The sequence below is a fragment of the Amycolatopsis sp. N2S4-7 genome (genome assembly GCF_058119595.1).
Genome location: NZ_CP172299.1, coordinates 9,534,505 through 9,551,318, shown reverse-complemented (window position 1 = coordinate 9,551,318; position 16,814 = coordinate 9,534,505). Strand labels below are relative to the sequence as shown.

The window sequence follows — 16,814 nt, the reverse complement described above, 5'->3', positions numbered from 1 at the left end:
TCGTCGTGTCGTCTCGCCGAATCTAGCTCAGACCTGGAGCAACTCCAGCCTGAACACTTCGTTGCGAAGCGGATTGTAATCCGCTAGCCTCGCGACCGGGTGAAGCGGATGAGTATCCGCTCCCCGTTCGCCGCCACCACCACCGTCCGGTACCCACACCGACGAGCCGCGGAAAGAGACCAGTGGACATCTCACTCGAAGTGAACGGCAAAACCGAACACCTGGACGTCGATCCCGGCGTCACCCTCCTGGACGCGCTGCGCGAGCGCCTCGACGTCACCGGCCCGAAGAAGGGCTGCGACCGCGGGCAGTGCGGCGCCTGCACCGTGCACATCGGCGGCCGGCCCGTGCTCTCGTGCCTCACCCTCGCCGCCACCGTCACGGAACCGGTCACCACCGTCGAAGGACTGTCCACAGAGGATGGTCTGCACCCGGTGCAGCAGGCGTTCGTCGACCAGGACGCCCTGCAGTGCGGCTTCTGCACCGCCGGGCAGGTCATGTCGGCGGTCGCCGCCGTGGAACAGGACGTCGAAGACGTGCGGGAGTTCATGTCCGGCAACCTCTGCCGGTGCGCGGCCTACCCGAACATCGTCAAGGCCGTCGAGCAGGCGAGGCGGGCCGATGCGTCCCTTTGAGCTGACCACCCCCACCACCGTCGAAGCCGCGCTGAACACGCCCGGCACCTTCCTCGCCGGCGGGACCACCCTCGTCGACCTCATGAAGCTCGACGTCCTGACGCCGCAGCACGTCCTGGACATCAACCAGGTGCCGCTGCGCGGCATCGACACCAGTGACGGCCTGCGCTTCGGCGCGCTCGAGCGGATGAGCGCCATCGCGGGGCACCCGCAGGTGTACCCGGCGATCTCGCGCGCCCTGCTGCTGAGCGCGTCCCAGCAGATCCGGAACATGGCCAGCATCGGCGGGAACCTGCTGCAGCGCACGCGCTGCACGTACTTCCGCGACGTCGCCACGCCGTGCAACAAGCGCGAGCCCGGCAGCGGCTGCTCCGCGATCGAGGGCGCCAACCGGATGCACGCCATCCTCGGCACCAGCGACTCCTGCGTCGCGACGCACGCCAGTGACGTCGCGGTCGCCCTCGTCGCGCTCGACGCGCGGCTGAAGCTGGCCGACGCCGAAGGCACCCGCGAAGTCGCCCTTCGCGACTTCTACCAGGTGCCCGGCGAAACCCCCGCGCTGGAGAACGACCTGCGGCCCGGCGAGCTGATCACCGAGGTGGTCGTGCCGCGGCTGGACTGGGCGGCCAACTCCACCTACGTCAAGGTGCGCGACCGGCAGTCCTACGAGTTCGCGCTGTGCTCGGCCGCCGTCGCGCTGGACGTCCACGACGGCGTCATCGCCGACGCGCGGGTCGCGGCCGGCGGCGTCGGGACCGTGCCGTGGCACCTGCCGGCCGTCGAGGAAGCCCTGCGCGGCGCCCCGGCGACGCAGGCGTCGTTCGAAGCCGCCGCGGCCGTCGCCGCCGACGGCGCCCGGCCGTTGCGGGACAACGCCTTCAAGGTGCCGCTGCTCAAGCGGACCATCGTCCGCGCGCTGCTCGAACTCACCGAGGGGAGCTCCCGATGATCACCCGGCTGGACGCGCCGCTGAAGGTCACCGGCGGGGCCAAGTACGGCGCCGACCACACCTTCCCCGGCCAGGCCTACGGCTACGTCGTGCTCAGCACGATCGCCCACGGCGAACTCGAGGCCATGGACTTCTCGGCCGCCCGGGAAGCCCCCGGCGTCATCGGCGTGTACTCGCCGTTCGACCCGCTGAAGCTGAAGACGGCGACCTCGCCGCTGTTCGGCGAGACGTGGGTTCCGCTGCAGACCAAGGAAGTCACCCACTACGGCCAGCCGATCGGCTTCGTCGTCGCGGAGACGTTCGAACAGGCCCGGGACGCGGCGGGGCTCGTCAAGGTCGCCTACCGCGAGCTGCCCGCCAAGACGTCGCTCACCGACGGCCTCGCCGACGCCGAAGACGCGCCCCCGGGCCGCGACGGCGAAGGGCCGACGCTCGAAATCCTCGAGGACGGCGTCGAATCCATCGCGGACGCGTTCGCCGCGAGCCCGGTCGTCGTCGAAGCGACCTACACGACCGCGACGCAGAACCACGCCGCGATGGAGCCCCACTCCGCCGTGGCGGTGTGGGACGGCGGCGAGGTGACCGTCTACAGCGGCAACCAGGCGTCGAATCTGCAGGCGATGGAGCTCGCCAGCGCGCTGGACGTGCCGCTGGAAGCCGTGCACTGCGTGAACCCGTTCGTCGGCGGCGCGTTCGGCGGCAAGGGACGCACCTCGGCGCCGGCGTTCCTGGCCGCCGCCGCGGCCCGCGACCTCGGCCGGCCGGTGAAGTCCACCCTCGCCCGCGAGCAGGTCTTCACCGCGACCGCCGGCCGGGCCGCGACGATCCAGACCATCAAGCTCGGCGCGGAACGCGACGGCTCACTGGTCGCGCTGAGCCACGACTCGTGGTGCAGCACGGACACCGCGCGGTCGTTCGTCGAACCGACCTCGCACGGCACCTCGCGCGAGTGGTACGCCACGCGGAACCTGGCCATCAGCCAGAAGATCGTGCCGCTGAACGTCCCGCCGACGACGTTCATGCGGGCCCCCGGCGAGGCACCCGGCTCCTTCGCGCTGGAGAGCGCGATGGACGAACTCGCCGAAGCGCTCGGCGTGGACCCGGTCGAGCTGCGGATCAAGAACAACTCGATCGCCCCGCCGGGCAAGGACCTGCAGTGGGCGAGCAAGCACCTCGACGAGTGCTTCCGCGTCGGCGCGGCCCGGTTCGGCTGGCAGCACCGCAGGCCGGGCGGGCACACCGACGGCGACTGGCTCGTCGGCATGGGCGTGGCCACGGCGATGTTCCCCGCCCTGCGGTTCCCGGCCACGGTCGGCATCACGCTGCGGGCCGACGACACCGCCGACGTCGCGACCAGCGGCGCGGACCCGGGCACCGGCCTGCTGACGGTGCTGTCGCTGATCGGCGCCGAATCGCTGGACATCCCCGCGGACCGGATCACGCCGAAGCTCGGCGACTCGTCGCTCCCGCCGGGCGGGCTCTCCGGCGGCTCGACGGCGACGGCGAGCGCGGGCACGGCGATCATGATCGCCGCGACCAAGGCGATCGACGAGCTCGTCGCCCTGGCGTCCGACCCGGGCGCGCCGTTCGAAGGCGCCGAAGTCACCTACGCCGACGGCCGCGTCTTCGCGAACGGGCAGAGCATGACGTTCGGTGAGCTGCTGCGGACGCTGGGCCGCGAAACGCTCGAGGTGACCGGTTCGTCGGCGCCCGGCGAGGAGCTGACCAAGCACTCGTTCAGCTCGTGGGGTGCCCAGTTCGTCGAGGTCCGCGTGCACAAGTGGACGCGCGAGGCCCGGGTGTCCCGCATGCTCGGCGTGTTCGACGCGGGCCGGATCATCAACGACAAGGCGGCCCGCAGCCAGCTGATGGGCGGCATGATCTGGGGCATCTCGGCGGCGCTGCACGAAGGCCTGGAGATCGAGGCGAACGGCCGGCTCGCGAACGGCGACTTCGCGAGCTACCTGCTCCCGGTGAACGCGGACATCCCGGAGGTCGACGTCCACTTCGTCGAGTACCCGGACACGCTGCACAACGCCGTGGGCGCGCGGGGCCTCGGCGAGATCGGCACGGTCGGCATGGCGGCGGCGGTGGCCAACGCGGTCCACAACGCCACCGGCATCCGCGTCCGGCACATCCCGATCACGATCGAAGATCTGCTCGCAGAATGACGGCGGAGGGCGGGGCGCCCCAGGGTGCCCCGCCCCCGGCTCAACAGAAATTCACGGCGTCGCCGCCCGGTTGGCCAATCCGGGCCCGGCGCCGTTATCCATCCGCGACACCGAAGGGGACGGTCCGCCCATGACGGCGGCCCGTCCACGGTCCTAGGCTGACGGGCGCTTCCCCCGATCTTCCACGAAGGGACCCCCGCATGTCCGACCCCGTCGTCCCCACCACGTCCGGCGCGGTCCGCGGTCAGGTCACCGCCACCGGCGTCGCGCGGTTCCGCGGCATCCCGTACGCCGCCGCGCCCGACGGGGAACTCCGCTTCGCCGAACCGGTCCCCGCTCCACCCTGGGAGGGCGTCCGCGACGCGCAGAGACCGGGGCCGACCGCGCCGCAACGCCGGCACGACGTGCCCGGGCTCGACCTGTCCCCGCTCGCCGGCAGTGGCTGGCGGCCGGGGCCGGAGTACCTGACGGTGGACGTCTGGACCCCGCAGCTGGGCGCCGCTTCGCTGCCGGTGCTGGTGTTCGTGCACGGCGGCGCGTTCATCGGCGGCACCGGCTCCGCCCCGGTCTACGACGGCACCGCCTTCGCCCACGCCGGCGCGGTGCTGGTGACCGTGCAGTACCGGCTCGGCATCGACGGGTTCCTCCCCCTCGACGGCGGCACGACCAACCTCGGGCTGCGCGACCTGCTCGCGGCCCTGCGCTGGGTCCAGGAGAACATCGCGGAGTTCGGCGGCGACCCCGCCAACGTCACGCTGTTCGGCGCCGCCTCCGGCGCGGTCAGCGTCGCCTGCCTGCTCGGTTCGCCGCTCTCGCCGGGACTCTTCCACCGCGCCATCGTCCAAAGCGGACACCCGGACATGGTCCGCGACGGCGTCCAGGCGCGGCGGCTGGCCCGGGTGGTCGCCGACGAGCTGAAGGCGGAACCGACCGCGGAGGCGTTCCGGAAGGTGTCGACCGAGCAGCTGCTCGACGCTCAGGACGCCGTCCTGCGCCCCGGTGGCGCCCCCGACCTGCGCGACGCGCTGGGCTACGACCGCGGGTACGGGCTGAGCCCGTTCCTCCCGGTGGTCGGCGACGACGTCCTGCCGCAGCACCCGGCCAAGGCGATCGGGGCCGGCGCGAGCCGCGACGTCGACCTGATCGCCGGCAGCTGCAGCGAAGAGATGCGGCTCTACCTGGTGCCCACCGGCGCGCTCGAGGCGGTCACCGACGACCAGGCCGTGGCGTCGCTGGCGGTGTCGCACCCGGACCCGGCCGGCGTCCTGTACGCCTACGGCCTCGGCACCGACCGCACGGCGGGCGAGGTCCTCGTCGAGGCCCTGACCGACCTCGTCTTCCGCGACGGCGTGCGGGACCTCGCCGACCACCACACCGGCCGGACGTTCCGGTACGAGTTCGAATGGGGCTCGCCCCTGCTCGACGGCAGGCTGGGCGCCTGCCACGGGCTCGAGCTGCCCTTCGTGTTCGACGCGCTGGAGCCGATGACCGGCCCCCGCGGCCTGCTCGGCGAGCACGCGCCCCGGGAACTGGCCCGCGACCTGAACGGCGCCTGGCACCGCTTCGCCACCACCGGTTCACCCGGCTGGCCGGAGTACGCGGGCGAGGACACGGTGTTCCACGCGTACTGACCGCCCGGCCCTTGCTCCACCGGGCTGGACTCCGCCCCCGCACGGTTGACTATCCCCCCGCCGCGCTGCCAGGCTCAGGCCGCCCGGACGGCCGGATGAAATGGGGACGACCGATGCCCGAGGCGGGCTCTGCCGCACCGCCACGCGCTTTCGTCCGCACGCTGCTGCGCAGCGGCACCCCCGCGGAGCCCGCCGATCCCGTCGGCGACGGTGACCTCACCGCCGTCGGGGACGCGACGCTCGCCCGCGCCTCGCGCTACTGGGTCCTCGTCCCGCTGGCCTACCGCATCGCGGCGTTCGTGAAGGTGTTCATCGGGTTCGCCGCGGCGAACGGCACCCTCGGGCTCGGCCCGGTGCTGGGCGCCACCGCGTTCGCCGTCGTGGCCAACACGGCCGCCGCGGTCTGGGTGCTCCGCTCCGGCGGGCTGCGGGCCCGGGTCACGGGCCGCGCGCTCAGCCTGGACCTCGCCGTCGGGGTGCTGCTCAACTTCGTCGTGGCGATGACGGCCCCGGCGTCGGTGCAGCCCTTCGCCGTCGACGTGTCGTGGACGTGGCTGGTCGGCGCGGTCGCCATGTGGGCGGGCACGTCCGGGCTGCCCGCGGCGCTGTGGCTGTTCGCCGCGGCCGTCCCGCTGCGGGCGGCGCTGACGCTGGCGGGCGGCCTGCCGCTGGGTGACCAGCTCGCCATGACGCGGTCGATCGGCTGCATGGTCGCGCTGGCCGTGGCGATCGTGCTCGCCACGGCCATCCTCGTCCTGCTCGGCGTCGGGACCCGGTTCGCGGTGGACATCGGGCTGCGGCGCGGGCGCGAGGCCGAACGCCGCCGGACCCGGCGCATCATGCACGACAGCGTGCTCCAGACGCTCGAAGCGCTGGCCATCTCGGCGCCGGGGGACGACGCCCAGGCCGTCACCCGGCTTTCGGAACTGCGCTCGGTCGCCAAGGCCGAAGCGGCCGAGCTGCGCCGCCGGATCACCGAGCCGGTACCGACCGGGCCGACGCGCAGCTTCGCGGTCGAACTCGCCGACGTCGCCACCGAACTGGCCCGCGACGGCCTGCGCACGCAACTGGTCGCCGCGGACTTCGCCGACGACCACCAGGTGTCCCAGGACCGGCGGACCGCGCTGTGCGAAGCGGTCCGGGAAGCGTTGCGCAACACCGTGAAGCACTCCGGGACGAAGCAGGTCGTGCTCCGCGTGGAGCAGCGCGACGGCGGGATCGCGGTGGTGGCCAGGGACCAGGGCCAGGGTTTCGACGTCCACGACCGGCCACCGGGCTTCGGCATCAGCCAGTCCATCGTGGCCCGGCTGGCGGAGGTCGGCGGGCACGGCACGGTGGACTCGCAACCGGGCCGCGGCACCCGCGTGACGATGTGGGTGCCCGGCTAGGCCCGCGTCCGGCGACAACGGTCCTGCACTGGCGCACAAGACCCCCGCCGCGGCCGGGGCGCACCATGCCCCGGACAGCCCGTCGGGAGGAGAAGCCATGGCCGGACCGGAACCGGGCGCCCTGCGCCGGGACGCCCTCGGCACGCCGGGGGTCGTGTTCCTCGTGCTCGCCGCCGTCGCACCGCTCACCGGCATCGTGGTCATCGCGGCGCTGGGCATCGCGCTCGGGAACGGCGGCGGCATGCCGGGCGCGTTCCTGCTGTCGGCGGTGATCCTCGTGCTCTTCGGGGTCGGCTACGCGCAGATGAGCAAGGTCGTCACCGGCGCGGGCGGCTTCTACGTCTACGTCACGCGCGGCCTGGGCCGCCCGCTCGGCCTGGTCGCGGCCCTGATCGCCCTGCTGGGCTACAACTGCTTCGTCGCCGGCGCGGTCGGGACGAGCGGGTTCTTCACGGCGAACGTCGTCGAGCAGGTCTTCGGCCTGCACACGCCGTGGCAGCTCTGGAGCCTCGTGTCCGTCCTCGCGGTGTTCGCGCTCGGCCGCCGCGGGATCGACGTCAGCGCGAAGGTGCTCGGGGTTTCGCTGGTCCTCGAGGTGTCGATCCTGCTCGTCCTCGACGTCGCGATCGCCCTCCGGACCGGTTTGGACGTCCACGCGTTCGCGCCCGGCGTGGTGTTCTCGGGGTCGGTCGGGGTCGCGTTCCTGTTCGCCTTCAACGCCTTCGTCGGCTTCGAAGCCACCGGGTTGTTCAGCGAAGAGGCGCGGGACCCGCACCGGACGATCTCGCGCGCGACCTACACGGCCATCGTGCTGATCGGCGTCTTCGCCGCGGTCACGACGTGGGCGATCGTCAGCGCGACGGGCGTCGCCCGGGCCGGGGCGGCCGGCCAGGAGCACCTCGCCACCGGCGACCTCGTCTTCTCCGTCAGCCGGACGTACCTGGGCGCGTTCCTCACCGACGTGATGATGCTGCTGCTGGTGGTCAGCCTGTTCGCGGCGCTCCTGGCGCTGCACAACTCGGCGACGCGCTACCTGTTCGCGCTCGGCCGGGCCCGGGTGCTGCCCGCGGTCCTCGGCCGCACCAACGCGGCGAACGGCGCGCCGTACGTGGCCAGCGGGACGCAGATCGGGGTCGCCGCGCTCATCGCCGCGGCGTACGCGCTGGCCGGGTTGGACCCCCTCGCCGACCTCACCGCCAGCATGACGGGCATCGGCACGCTCGGGGTGATCGCGTTGCAGGCCCTGGCGGGGATCGCCGTCGTGGCGTTCTTCCGGCGGCGGCGCGACCCCCGGCTCTGGCGCACCGCGGTGGCCCCCGGTCTCGGCGGGCTGGGCCTGATCGCCGTGACGGCGCTGGCGATCGTCAACTTCCCCACGCTCGCCGGCTCCGCCGCGCCCGCGATCGCGCTGCTGCCGTGGCTGCTGGCCGTCGCCGTGCTCGCCGGGCTCGGTCTCGCGGCCTGGCTGCGGCGCCGCCGTCCGGACGTCTACGCGGGGTTGGACACGCTCGGCGTCCAAGCCGAAGCCGTGCCTCGGTAGCTCAATCCGCGCCCCGGACTCGGTCTCGCGACCTGGCTGCGCCGCCGTCCGGACGTCTACGCGTCACTGGACGCACTCGGCGCCGAAGCCGTGCCCCGCTGAGTCAAGCCGCGCGCCGGGCGGCGCGTTCGGCGGCCAGGCTGGCCCGGCACGCCGTGGTCAGCCGGGTGGTGGCGGTGCTGCCGCCGTGGCCGCAGCGCGGGCAGGACATCGACACGTCCAGGGACAGCTCGTCGACGGCGACGGCCAGCTCGGTGCGGCAGCCGCGGCACCAGCGGTGCCGGGTGACCGGGCTGACGTGGGCCGGCGACGCGACGCACTGGTGGATCCACCGGCCGTGCACGTGGCAGGTCAGGCGGTCGTCCGGCGCCAGCAGGCCCATGTCCTCGGCGTCGTCTTCGGTGGCGAGCAGGACCGGCAGGCTCCGGACCCGGCTCGGCGTGGCGGTGCTGGTCGTGGCGGTCATCGTGCTCCCCTTTCCGGCTTCTACCCCTTCGTCGAACCGGAGACGCCCGATTCGACATCCGGCGCCGGTTGGCTGGATCCCAGCGGATCCTGGCATTCCAGCCACTCCCCCTCGGCCGTACGTGGCCAGTAGCTTCGGCGCGTGTCGAAATTCCTGCTCTCGGTCCACGTGCTCGCGGCGATCCTGGCCGTCGGCCCGGTCGCCGTCGCGGCCAGCATGTTCCCCGCCACCGTCCGGAAGGGAGACGTCAAGGTCGCGACGACGCTGCACCGGATCTGCCGCGTGTACGCCTACGCCGCCATCGCCGTGCCGGTCTTCGGGTTCGCCGTCGCGGGCACGATGCACGTCACGGGCGATCCGTGGCTGCTCGTGTCGATCGGCCTGACCGCCGTCGCGGCCGCGGTGCTGGCGCTGCTCGTGCTGCCGCGCCAGCGGCGGCTGCTGACCGGGGAGTCCACTTCGGACAAACTGGGCCGCCTCGCGATGGTCACCGGCGTGTTCAACCTGCTGTGGGCCGCGGTGACGGTGCTGATGATCGTGCGGCCGGGCTCGACGACGGGGGCCTGAACACGGGACCATGGGTGGGTGACGGACGCCGGGAGCCTGCTCGTCGAACGCGACCACGTCGTGGTGGCGTTCGACGGACCCGTCGCCGAGCTGCCTTCGCTCCGGACGGCGGCCGGCCGGCTCCGGGTGCTGGTGGCCGAAGGACCCCTGCCGCGGAAGGTGGCCCGCACCGGCGACCCGCTCGTCGTCCTCGCCCACGCCGCGGCGATCGGCCCGGCGACCGGGCGTGCGGTCCACGCCCAGCTGTGCCTGCTCGAGGCCGAGGCGGCGGCCACCGCGCGGCTCAGCCCCGGCGTCCGCCAGGCCTTCGCCACGATGGCCGCGGCGGGCACCCGGATCACCGTGGTCAGCGGGCTGGCGGCCGCGGCGGTCCGGACGTTCCTGGTGCTGCACGGCCTCGCCGAGCACGTCCGGCACCTCGCCGGCCGCACCGGTCCGGACCCGGCGGGCCTGCCACCGGCCCCGGACCTGGTCACCGCGGCGGTGCGGGCGGGCGCGGTCCCCGTGGCGTCGTGCCTGTTCGTCGGCCGCACCGACGCCGACCTCGCCGCCGCCCGCGCGGCCGGGGTCGACGTCCTCCGCCACCGCACCCCGGCACCGGCCCCTGGGCCGCCGGTTTGACGCCTTAGGTCACGGCCGGCGGCACGCGGACCGCGACGAAGTCGGGACGGCGGCGCAGGGCGAACCCCAGCGAGAGGTAGAGGCGGATCGCGGAGGTGTTCCCCGCGGCCGCGTGCATCACCGGCGTCTCGCCCCGCGCGCGGACGCCCGCCGCCACCGCGAGCACGAGCCGCGTCGCCAGGCCCTGCCCGCGGTGGGCCGGGTCCGTGCAGACCGCGCTGATTTCGGTGTAGCCGGGCGGGTGCAGCCGCTCGCCGGCCATCGCGACCAGCGCGCCGCCGCGCCGGATCCCGAGGTAGGTGCCGAGCTCGACGGTCCGCTTCCGGAACGGCCCCGGGCGCGTCCGCGCGATCAGGTCGAGCATCTCCGGCACGTCCGCGGACCCGAGCGGCACAGCCTCCGGATCCGGCGCGGCCGCGACGCCTTCGTCGACGAGCTGCACGCCGGGGATCTCCTCGAGCACCTCCCAGCCGGACGGCGGCCGCGCGGCGGTGGCGGCGAGCACGACGGTCGCCCCCGGGCCGGCGAGCCCGGCGACGTCCAGCCAGTCCCGTTCGCCGGGGTCGTCCGGCAGCGCCAGGAACGGCGCGACGTCGTCGGGGTAGCGCAGCACGCGCCCGCGTCGTTCCGCGAAACGGGCGTGCGGCCCGGTCAGCGACGCCCACGCCGGGTTGTCCAGTGGAGAGGCCATGGCTCCAGCATGCGGAGAACGGGCGAACGCCCGCCGCCGGTCCCACATCCTGGGTAGGGTGCGCTCGTGGGTTCCCAGGTCCCGGTGTGGATACCGATCGTCGTCGCCCTGCTCGGCCTCGCCGGCGTGCTCCTGACCCAGATCCTTTCCGGCCGGCGCGAAGCCCGGCGGATGGCCGAAGAGGCGGCCCGGGAGGAACGCCGGTGGCAGCGCGAACGGGAGGCCCGGACGCACGAGACCCGCGCCGCCGCCTACGCCGAGCTGCTCGGCGTCCTCGAAGCGTTCGACGCGGTGCTGTACCGGGCACTCAGGTCCCAGGAAACGGACCACCCCGTCGACGAACACCAAGTCACCGAACTGCGCGAGGTGCGGAGCGAGACCCAGCACGCGCTCGGCCCCGTCGTGCTGCACGCGCCGGAGTCCGTGCGGACGCTCATCAGCGACGCGACGCTGCCCCGGATGCGGCTGGCCACGCGGTTGCTGGGGTCGGGCAACGACAGCACGGAGAACCGGGCCCTCTGGACCGCGAGTCAGCGCGGTTACCGCCTCCTGCGCGCCAAGATGCGGCTCGACCTGGGGTTCGACGCCGAACCGATGACCGCGATCGAGGCGATCGGCGCTCAGCCGACCGTGGTCAGCTCGTCGTCCGAGAGCACCTCGGACCCGGCCGACACGACCAGCCTGCCGCCGCCGACCTCGTAGCGGTAGTCGCCGTTCACCGCGACGAACCCGTCGCCGGAAGCCTGGGCGGGCAGGACGATGTGGGTGTCGTCCGAGGCCGCCTGCCCCCGGACCTGGCCGTCGTAGAAGATCCGGCCGTCGGGGGTCCGGCAGATCGTGACGAGGGACTTCACGGTCTGCGCCACGAGCAGCGCCGTCCCCTGGCCGCCGGGGAGGTACCGGGCGGCGTCACCCGGGCAGGGCTTCTCCGCCGTCGTCGGCGAGGTTGTCGTGGACGGTGTGGCCGGCGGGGTGTAGGCGTTCGCGGTCGTGACGACGGTCTTGGTCGTCGGCAGCGCGGGCGTCGTGTACTCCGGGAACGGCCCGGACGCGGCCGGCGACGGCTTCGGGCGCCCGGCGAACAGCAGGACCCCGGCAACCGCGACGCCGGCGACCAGCATCAGGGTCAGCAGCACCCACAGCGCCCGCGCCCGGGCCCGGCCCGGGGCCAGGCTCGCGCAGGTGCCGCACCGCCCGGCGGCCGGGTCGTTGACCGCACCGCACTGGGCACACGTCCAGGGAAAACCCGCCATCGGGCCTCCTTCGGCCCGGCGCCACGCCACGCCGGTGCCTCCATCGTCACCGACGGAGGCACCGGCTGCAACGGCTCGGGGCTAGCCGTGGACGACGTTGACCATCCAGGGGATGCCGAACCTGTCGACGCAGGCGCCGAATTCGTCGCCCCACATCTGCTTTTCGAACGGGACTGTCACGGTGCCGCCCTCGCTCAGCTTGTCCCAGTAGCCCCGCAGGTCGTCGGCGTCGTCCCCGCTGAGGCTCACCGAGATGTTCGTGCCGGGGTTGTGCTCCATCCCGGCCGGCGTGTCCGACGCCATCAGCGTGAAGCCGTTCTCGGCTTCCAGCTGGGCGTGCATGATCTTCTCCGCGTCCGCCCCTTCGGGTGAACCGAATTCCCCGAACGTGTTCATGGTCAGTGTGCCGCCGAAGACGCTTTTGTAGAACTCCATGGCCTGCCGCGCGTCTTCACGGAAGCTCAGGTACGGGTTCAGGCGAGAAGCCACGGCCATCTCCTTCGATCGGCAGAGAGCAGCATCCTCGCAGAACGGCCGGGCGGCGCCAATCGGCGGATTTTCAGGGCCGCCGTCAGAGCACGAACCGCCGGTGCGCGACGGGTTCCAGCGGCAGGGCGCCGTGCAGCGCGGCGCGGGCACGCAGCTCCAGAGCGCGGTCCAGCGGCCGCGTCCCCGGCGAAGCCGCGGTGTGGAACGTGCCGCGGTCGAACAGGTACACCAGCGCGAGCTTCCCTTCCCGGCGGCCGGTCTGCTCGGCGAACTCGACGGTCGCGAACCGCAGGCACCCGCCGTAACCCGCCCTGGCCAGCCGGTCCGCGACGTCCACCAGGTCACCGGTCAGCACGCGCAGGTCGCGGTTGCGCCGCCAGCACCGGACCGTCGAGCGGCCGTGCAGGTCCTGGGTCACCAGCGGGTGCACGGGCAGCCGCGCCGACGTCGCCGCGATCAGCTCCGCTTCGGTGCGGGCCAGCGCGTCCCCGTCCACCTGGAAGTCGACCGTGCCGCCGCCGGTCGGCGCGAGGCCGAGCGCGGCGCGCATCCGCGGGGCGGCCGCGGCGAGGGTGTAGAGGGACTGCAGGTGCGGGCGGGACGTCCAGCACCGGACGAGCTTGCTGTCCAGCAGGGTCACGAGAAACGGTCCTATCTCCGGTCGAGAAGACCGCCGGGCCGGGCGCACTGGCAATGTCCACAATGGACGTCAGGCGCGGGGCCGCGGGGGTCGGAGAGGACAGCATGCGCCCGCGCCGCCCGGTTCCGAACCGGAACCGGGCGGCTACGCGGCGAACGGCACTGCTCCGCCGCCGAGCGGTCACCGTGAAACAGTTCGGCCGATCAGCGGTACCCCTTCGCCTCACGCGGCGGTGATGACCACCTTTCCGAAGTTCTTCCGGCTCTCGAAGTGCCGGAACGCCGCCACGGCCTCATCGAACGGGTGAACGCTGTCGATGACCGGCACGATCGGGCGCGCGGCGAGCCGCCGGACGAGGTCCTCCGTGTCGTCGCGGCTGCCGACCCAGATCTTGCGCACGGTGGCGCCGCTGCGGAACAGGTCCATGAAGCCGACCGGCGCCCCGCCCGTGCCGACGAAGCCGACGAGCGCGATGTCGGCGTGGTGCGTCCCGGCCGCGACGAGCGACTGCGCGAACGTGCCGGGCCCGCCGACCTCGACGATCCGGTCCGCGCCGCGCCCGCCGGTGGCGTCGAGCACGGCCTTGCCCCACTCCGGCGTGGCGGTGTAGTCGATCACGACGTCGGCCCCGAGCGCGGTCAGCCTCTCCGCCTTCGCCGCGCTCGACGTCGTCGCGACCACGCGGGCGCCGTACACCTTCGCCAGCCGCAGGGCGAACAGCGAAACGCCGCCGGTGCCGAGGGTGAGCACGACGTCGCCCGGACCGAGCGGCGCGCCGCCGTTCAACGCGGTCCACGCCGTGACGGCGGCGCAGGGCAGCGTCGCGCCCTGCTCGTAGGTGAGCGAGTCCGGCAGCGCGACCAGCGCGTGTTCGGAGACGGCGCGGTACTCGGAAAGCCAGCCGTCCTGGGCGTTGCCGTACCCGCGCAGGGTGTCCGCGGCGGGCAGCCGGCCACCGATCCAGTTCGAGTGGAAGTTGCCGATCACCCGGTCCCCGGCCGCGAAGCGCGTGACACCGTCGCCGACCGCGGCGACCTCGCCCGCGGCGTCCGACACCGGGATCAGGCTCCCGGTCCCGGTGGCGAAGTGGTCGCCGTTGAGGATGAGCAGGTCGCGGTAGTTCAGCGACACCGCCCGCACGCGGACGAGCACCTCACCGCGCTGCGGCTCGGGCACCGGCTCTTCCCGCCGGACCAGGTTTCCGGCCTCGGGACGGTAGACGCGCACCGGGACACCTCCCTCATGTTAACCGATTGGCTAACATCGACCATGGCACAGCTGCCCGGACCCCGGCAACCGGGGATACTCGAGCCATGGCCAGCCGCACCGCGACCCCCCTGGACCACCCGGCGCTCGAGGACGTCCCCTTCACCGAGGCCCTGGAAGCACTGCGCGACCCGTACCGGCTGGCCATGATCGCCGCGCTCGCCCGCCGTCCCGGCCAGTCGTGCGGCGCGATCATGCCGCCGGTCAGCAAGCCCGCGGCGTCCCGGCACTTCAAGATCCTCCGCGCGGCCGGCCTGCTGAAGCAGTGGGACAGCGGCACGCAACGCCTGAACGCGCTGCGCCGCGAGGAGTTCGACGCCCGCTTCCCGGGCCTGCTCGACCTGGCCCTCGCCGAAGCCGCGCGCCTGCCCGGCTGAGCCGGACCTTTCGCCGATTCCTCGCCGACCGGACATTTAGCGTTGCTAATAGATCTGGGTCAGAGCTACCTTGGCGGTATGACCGAACTCGCCGAACGGCTGCTGGGGGCCGTCCAGGGAATCCGCCGGGTGGTGCGCCGCCGGGCGCGCGCCGGCGTCCCGGGCACGCCGCTGCCCGGCGCCCAGGTCGAGGTCCTGCGCGTGGTGGCCGACCACCCCGGCATCGGCGTCGCCGCGGCCGCGCGGGAGCTGCACCTGGCGAACAACTCCGTCAGCACGCTGGTGAACCAGCTCGTCGACGCCGGGCTCCTGCGCCGCGAAGCCGACCCGGCCGACCGGCGCGCGGCCCGGCTGGAGATCACCGCCGCGGCCGCCGACCGGATGGCGGCCTGGCGCCGCGCGCGGACCGGGCTCGTCGCCGACGCCCTCACCGGACTGTCCGATGAGGACCGGACGGCGATCGGCAAGGCCCTTCCCGCACTGGAAAAGCTCATGGGCATCCTGAAGGAGCAGGCATGACCGACCCCGCGGCGGTGCGCTGCACCGACCTGAGCCACACCTTCGGCACCACCCGCGCCGTGGACGGCGTCGACCTGGAGATCCACGCCGGCGAGGTGTTCGGCCTGCTCGGCCCGAACGGCGCCGGCAAGACCACCACCCTCCGGATGATCACCACGCTGCTGCCCACCGCGCCGGACCGGATCACCGTCTTCGGCGTCGACGTCGCGCGCCGCCGGATGGCCGTGCGGCGGCTGATCGGCTACGTCCCGCAGCAGCTGTCCGCCGACGGCGCGCTGACCGGCCGCGAGAACGTCGCGTTGTTCGCCCGGCTCTTCGACGTGCCCCGGGCGCAGCGCGCCCAGCAGGTCCGCCTCGCCCTGGAGCTGGTCGGGCTGGCCGGCGACGCCGACCGCACGGCCAAGACGTACTCCGGCGGCATGATCCGGCGGCTCGAACTGGCCCAGGCCCTGGTCAGCTCGCCGCGGCTGCTCATCCTGGACGAGCCGACGATCGGGCTCGACCCGGTCGCCCGCTCGTCGGTGTGGGAGCGCATCGCCGAGATCCGGGCGGCGACCGGCATGACGGTGCTCGTCACCACGCACTACATGGACGAAGCCGAGCAGTACTGCGACCGCGTCGCGCTGATGCACGCCGGCCGGATCCGCGCGCTGGGCACCCCGGCCGAGCTGGAGGCCGGCCTGGGCCCGGAGTCCACTTTGGACGACGTGTTCCGCGAAGTCACCGGGAACCGGCTCGGGAGCGAAGAAGGAGGGATCCGCAGTGTCCGTGCCACTCGCCGCACCGCCCGCCGTCTCGGCTGACCCGGGCCCGCTCGGCCGGCTGCGCGTGCTCGGCGCCCGCGTCGGCGCGATGTGCCTGGTGGAGCTGCAGAAACTGCGCCGCGACCAGACCGAGCTGCTCACCCGGGCGATCCAGCCCGCGCTGTGGCTGCTGATCTTCGGGGAGACGTTCACCCGGCTGCGCGCGATCCCGACCGGCTCGACGCCGTACCTCGACTACCTGGCGCCGGGCATCCTCGCGCAGTCGGCGTTGTTCATCGCGATCTTCTACGGCATCCAGATCATCTGGGAGCGCGACGCGGGTGTGCTGGCGAAGCTCCTGGTGACGCCGACGCCGCGCGCCGCGCTCGTCGCCGGGAAGGCGTTCGCCGCCGGGGTCCGCGCGCTCGTGCAGGCCCTGATGGTGCTGGTACTGGCGGCGATCCTCGGCGTCGGGCTGACCGCGAACCCGCTGAAGCTGCTGGCCATGGCCGTCGTCCTGGTGCTCGGTTCGGCGTTCTTCTGCTGCCTGTCCATCGTGATCGCCGGGATCGTCCTGTCGCGGGAGCGGCTGATGGGCATCGGGCAGGCGATCACGATGCCGCTGTTCTTCGGCTCGAACGCGCTGTACCCGGTGGACCTGATGCCGCCGTGGCTGAAGGTGCTCAGCCACGTGAACCCGCTGAGCTACCAGGTCGACGCGCTGCGCGGGCTGCTGATCGGCACCCCCGCGCACCTGGGGCTCGACTTCGGCGTGCTGGCCGCCGCGACGGCGGTGGCGATTTCGGTCGCTTCGGCACTGCTCGGCAGGTTGGCCCGGTGAGGCACATGTCTCACCGAACGGAAGCTT

The 16,814-nt window shown here is 73.3% G+C and carries 19 protein-coding genes; 13 read left to right on the top strand and 6 right to left on the bottom strand.

Going from position 1 to position 16,814, the window contains the following annotated elements; translation table 11 throughout:
- The first annotated feature begins 182 nt into the window (after positions 1–182).
- The 6 genes from ACH54P_RS45070 to ACH54P_RS45045 all read left to right on the top strand — a co-directional run bounded on the left by ACH54P_RS45070 (position 183) and on the right by ACH54P_RS45045 (position 8,314).
- Positions 183–635 carry a (2Fe-2S)-binding protein gene (locus ACH54P_RS45070; protein ID WP_489909421.1) on the top strand — a complete coding sequence of 151 codons (453 nt, stop codon included), beginning with the start codon at positions 183–185 and terminating at the stop codon, positions 633–635.
- Positions 622–1,584: an FAD binding domain-containing protein gene (locus ACH54P_RS45065; protein ID WP_489909420.1), complete on the top strand. Its 963-nt coding sequence runs from the start codon at positions 622–624 to the stop codon at positions 1,582–1,584. Before ACH54P_RS45070 ends, ACH54P_RS45065 begins: the two co-directional genes overlap by 14 nt.
- Positions 1,581–3,755 carry a xanthine dehydrogenase family protein molybdopterin-binding subunit gene (locus ACH54P_RS45060; protein ID WP_489909419.1) on the top strand — a complete coding sequence of 725 codons (2,175 nt, stop codon included), beginning with the start codon at positions 1,581–1,583 and terminating at the stop codon, positions 3,753–3,755. The genes ACH54P_RS45065 and ACH54P_RS45060 overlap by 4 nt, the downstream gene beginning before the upstream one ends.
- Before the next feature lie 200 nt (positions 3,756–3,955).
- On the top strand, positions 3,956–5,386 hold the full coding sequence (locus ACH54P_RS45055) for a carboxylesterase/lipase family protein (protein WP_489909418.1): 1,431 nt from the start codon (positions 3,956–3,958) through the stop codon (positions 5,384–5,386).
- A 113-nt stretch (positions 5,387–5,499) separates the two neighbouring features.
- Positions 5,500–6,774: a sensor histidine kinase gene (locus tag ACH54P_RS45050; protein WP_489909417.1), complete on the top strand. Its 1,275-nt coding sequence runs from the start codon at positions 5,500–5,502 to the stop codon at positions 6,772–6,774.
- 97 nt (positions 6,775–6,871) lie between these two features.
- Entirely contained in the window at positions 6,872–8,314 is a 1,443-nt protein-coding gene (locus tag ACH54P_RS45045; RefSeq protein ID WP_489909416.1) for an APC family permease, read from the top strand.
- A gap of 103 nt (positions 8,315–8,417) precedes the next feature.
- Here the strand turns inward: ACH54P_RS45045 and ACH54P_RS45040 are convergent, their stop codons facing one another.
- Positions 8,418–8,780: a hypothetical protein gene (locus ACH54P_RS45040; RefSeq protein WP_489909415.1), complete on the bottom strand. Its 363-nt coding sequence runs from the start codon at positions 8,778–8,780 to the stop codon at positions 8,418–8,420.
- Between the two features lie 141 nt (positions 8,781–8,921).
- Here ACH54P_RS45040 and ACH54P_RS45035 point away from each other — a divergent pair, with 141 nt between their 5' ends.
- Positions 8,922–9,347, top strand: a complete 426-nt coding sequence (locus tag ACH54P_RS45035; protein ID WP_489909414.1) for a DUF2269 family protein — start codon at positions 8,922–8,924, stop codon at positions 9,345–9,347.
- Positions 9,348–9,365: 18 nt separating this feature from the next.
- A complete protein-coding gene (locus ACH54P_RS45030; RefSeq protein ID WP_489909413.1) occupies positions 9,366–9,968 on the top strand; it encodes an HAD hydrolase-like protein in 603 nt (200 codons plus the stop codon).
- A gap of 4 nt (positions 9,969–9,972) precedes the next feature.
- Here ACH54P_RS45030 and ACH54P_RS45025 read toward each other — a convergent pair whose 3' ends face one another.
- Positions 9,973–10,659, bottom strand: coding sequence for a GNAT family N-acetyltransferase (locus tag ACH54P_RS45025; protein ID WP_489909412.1), 687 nt, complete (start codon positions 10,657–10,659; stop codon positions 9,973–9,975).
- Positions 10,660–10,725: 66 nt separating this feature from the next.
- Between ACH54P_RS45025 and ACH54P_RS45020 the strand changes: the two genes are divergently transcribed.
- Positions 10,726–11,361, top strand: coding sequence for a hypothetical protein (locus ACH54P_RS45020; RefSeq protein ID WP_489909411.1), 636 nt, complete (start codon positions 10,726–10,728; stop codon positions 11,359–11,361).
- On the opposite strand, the gene ACH54P_RS45015 is transcribed toward ACH54P_RS45020, so the two are convergent.
- From ACH54P_RS45015 to ACH54P_RS45000, 4 genes are all read right to left on the bottom strand, one after another.
- Entirely contained in the window at positions 11,280–11,912 is a 633-nt protein-coding gene (locus ACH54P_RS45015) for a hypothetical protein (RefSeq protein WP_489909410.1), read from the bottom strand. The genes ACH54P_RS45020 and ACH54P_RS45015 overlap by 82 nt on opposite strands.
- Positions 11,913–11,993: 81 nt before the next feature.
- Positions 11,994–12,401, bottom strand: a complete 408-nt coding sequence (locus tag ACH54P_RS45010) for a VOC family protein (RefSeq protein ID WP_489909409.1) — start codon at positions 12,399–12,401, stop codon at positions 11,994–11,996.
- Positions 12,402–12,483: 82 nt separating this feature from the next.
- Complete coding sequence (pspAB, locus tag ACH54P_RS45005; RefSeq protein ID WP_489909408.1) at positions 12,484–13,041, bottom strand: PspA-associated protein PspAB; 558 nt, start codon at positions 13,039–13,041, stop codon at positions 12,484–12,486.
- Positions 13,042–13,263: 222 nt separating this feature from the next.
- Positions 13,264–14,268 (bottom strand): zinc-dependent alcohol dehydrogenase family protein, encoded by a 1,005-nt coding sequence (locus ACH54P_RS45000; protein WP_489909407.1) that lies wholly within the window; start codon positions 14,266–14,268, stop codon positions 13,264–13,266.
- Between the two features lie 86 nt (positions 14,269–14,354).
- Here ACH54P_RS45000 and ACH54P_RS44995 point away from each other — a divergent pair, with 86 nt between their 5' ends.
- The 4 genes from ACH54P_RS44995 (at position 14,355) to ACH54P_RS44980 (ending at position 16,787) form a co-directional block, all read left to right on the top strand.
- On the top strand, positions 14,355–14,684 hold the full coding sequence (locus tag ACH54P_RS44995; protein ID WP_489909406.1) for an ArsR/SmtB family transcription factor: 330 nt from the start codon (positions 14,355–14,357) through the stop codon (positions 14,682–14,684).
- A gap of 78 nt (positions 14,685–14,762) precedes the next feature.
- Positions 14,763–15,203, top strand: coding sequence for a MarR family winged helix-turn-helix transcriptional regulator (locus ACH54P_RS44990; protein ID WP_489909405.1), 441 nt, complete (start codon positions 14,763–14,765; stop codon positions 15,201–15,203).
- Positions 15,200–16,006 (top strand): ABC transporter ATP-binding protein, encoded by an 807-nt coding sequence (locus ACH54P_RS44985; RefSeq protein WP_489909404.1) that lies wholly within the window; start codon positions 15,200–15,202, stop codon positions 16,004–16,006. The genes ACH54P_RS44990 and ACH54P_RS44985 overlap by 4 nt, the downstream gene beginning before the upstream one ends.
- Positions 15,966–16,787 carry an ABC transporter permease gene (locus tag ACH54P_RS44980; RefSeq protein WP_489909403.1) on the top strand — a complete coding sequence of 274 codons (822 nt, stop codon included), beginning with the start codon at positions 15,966–15,968 and terminating at the stop codon, positions 16,785–16,787. The genes ACH54P_RS44985 and ACH54P_RS44980 overlap by 41 nt, the downstream gene beginning before the upstream one ends.
- Positions 16,788–16,814 lie beyond the last annotated feature (27 nt).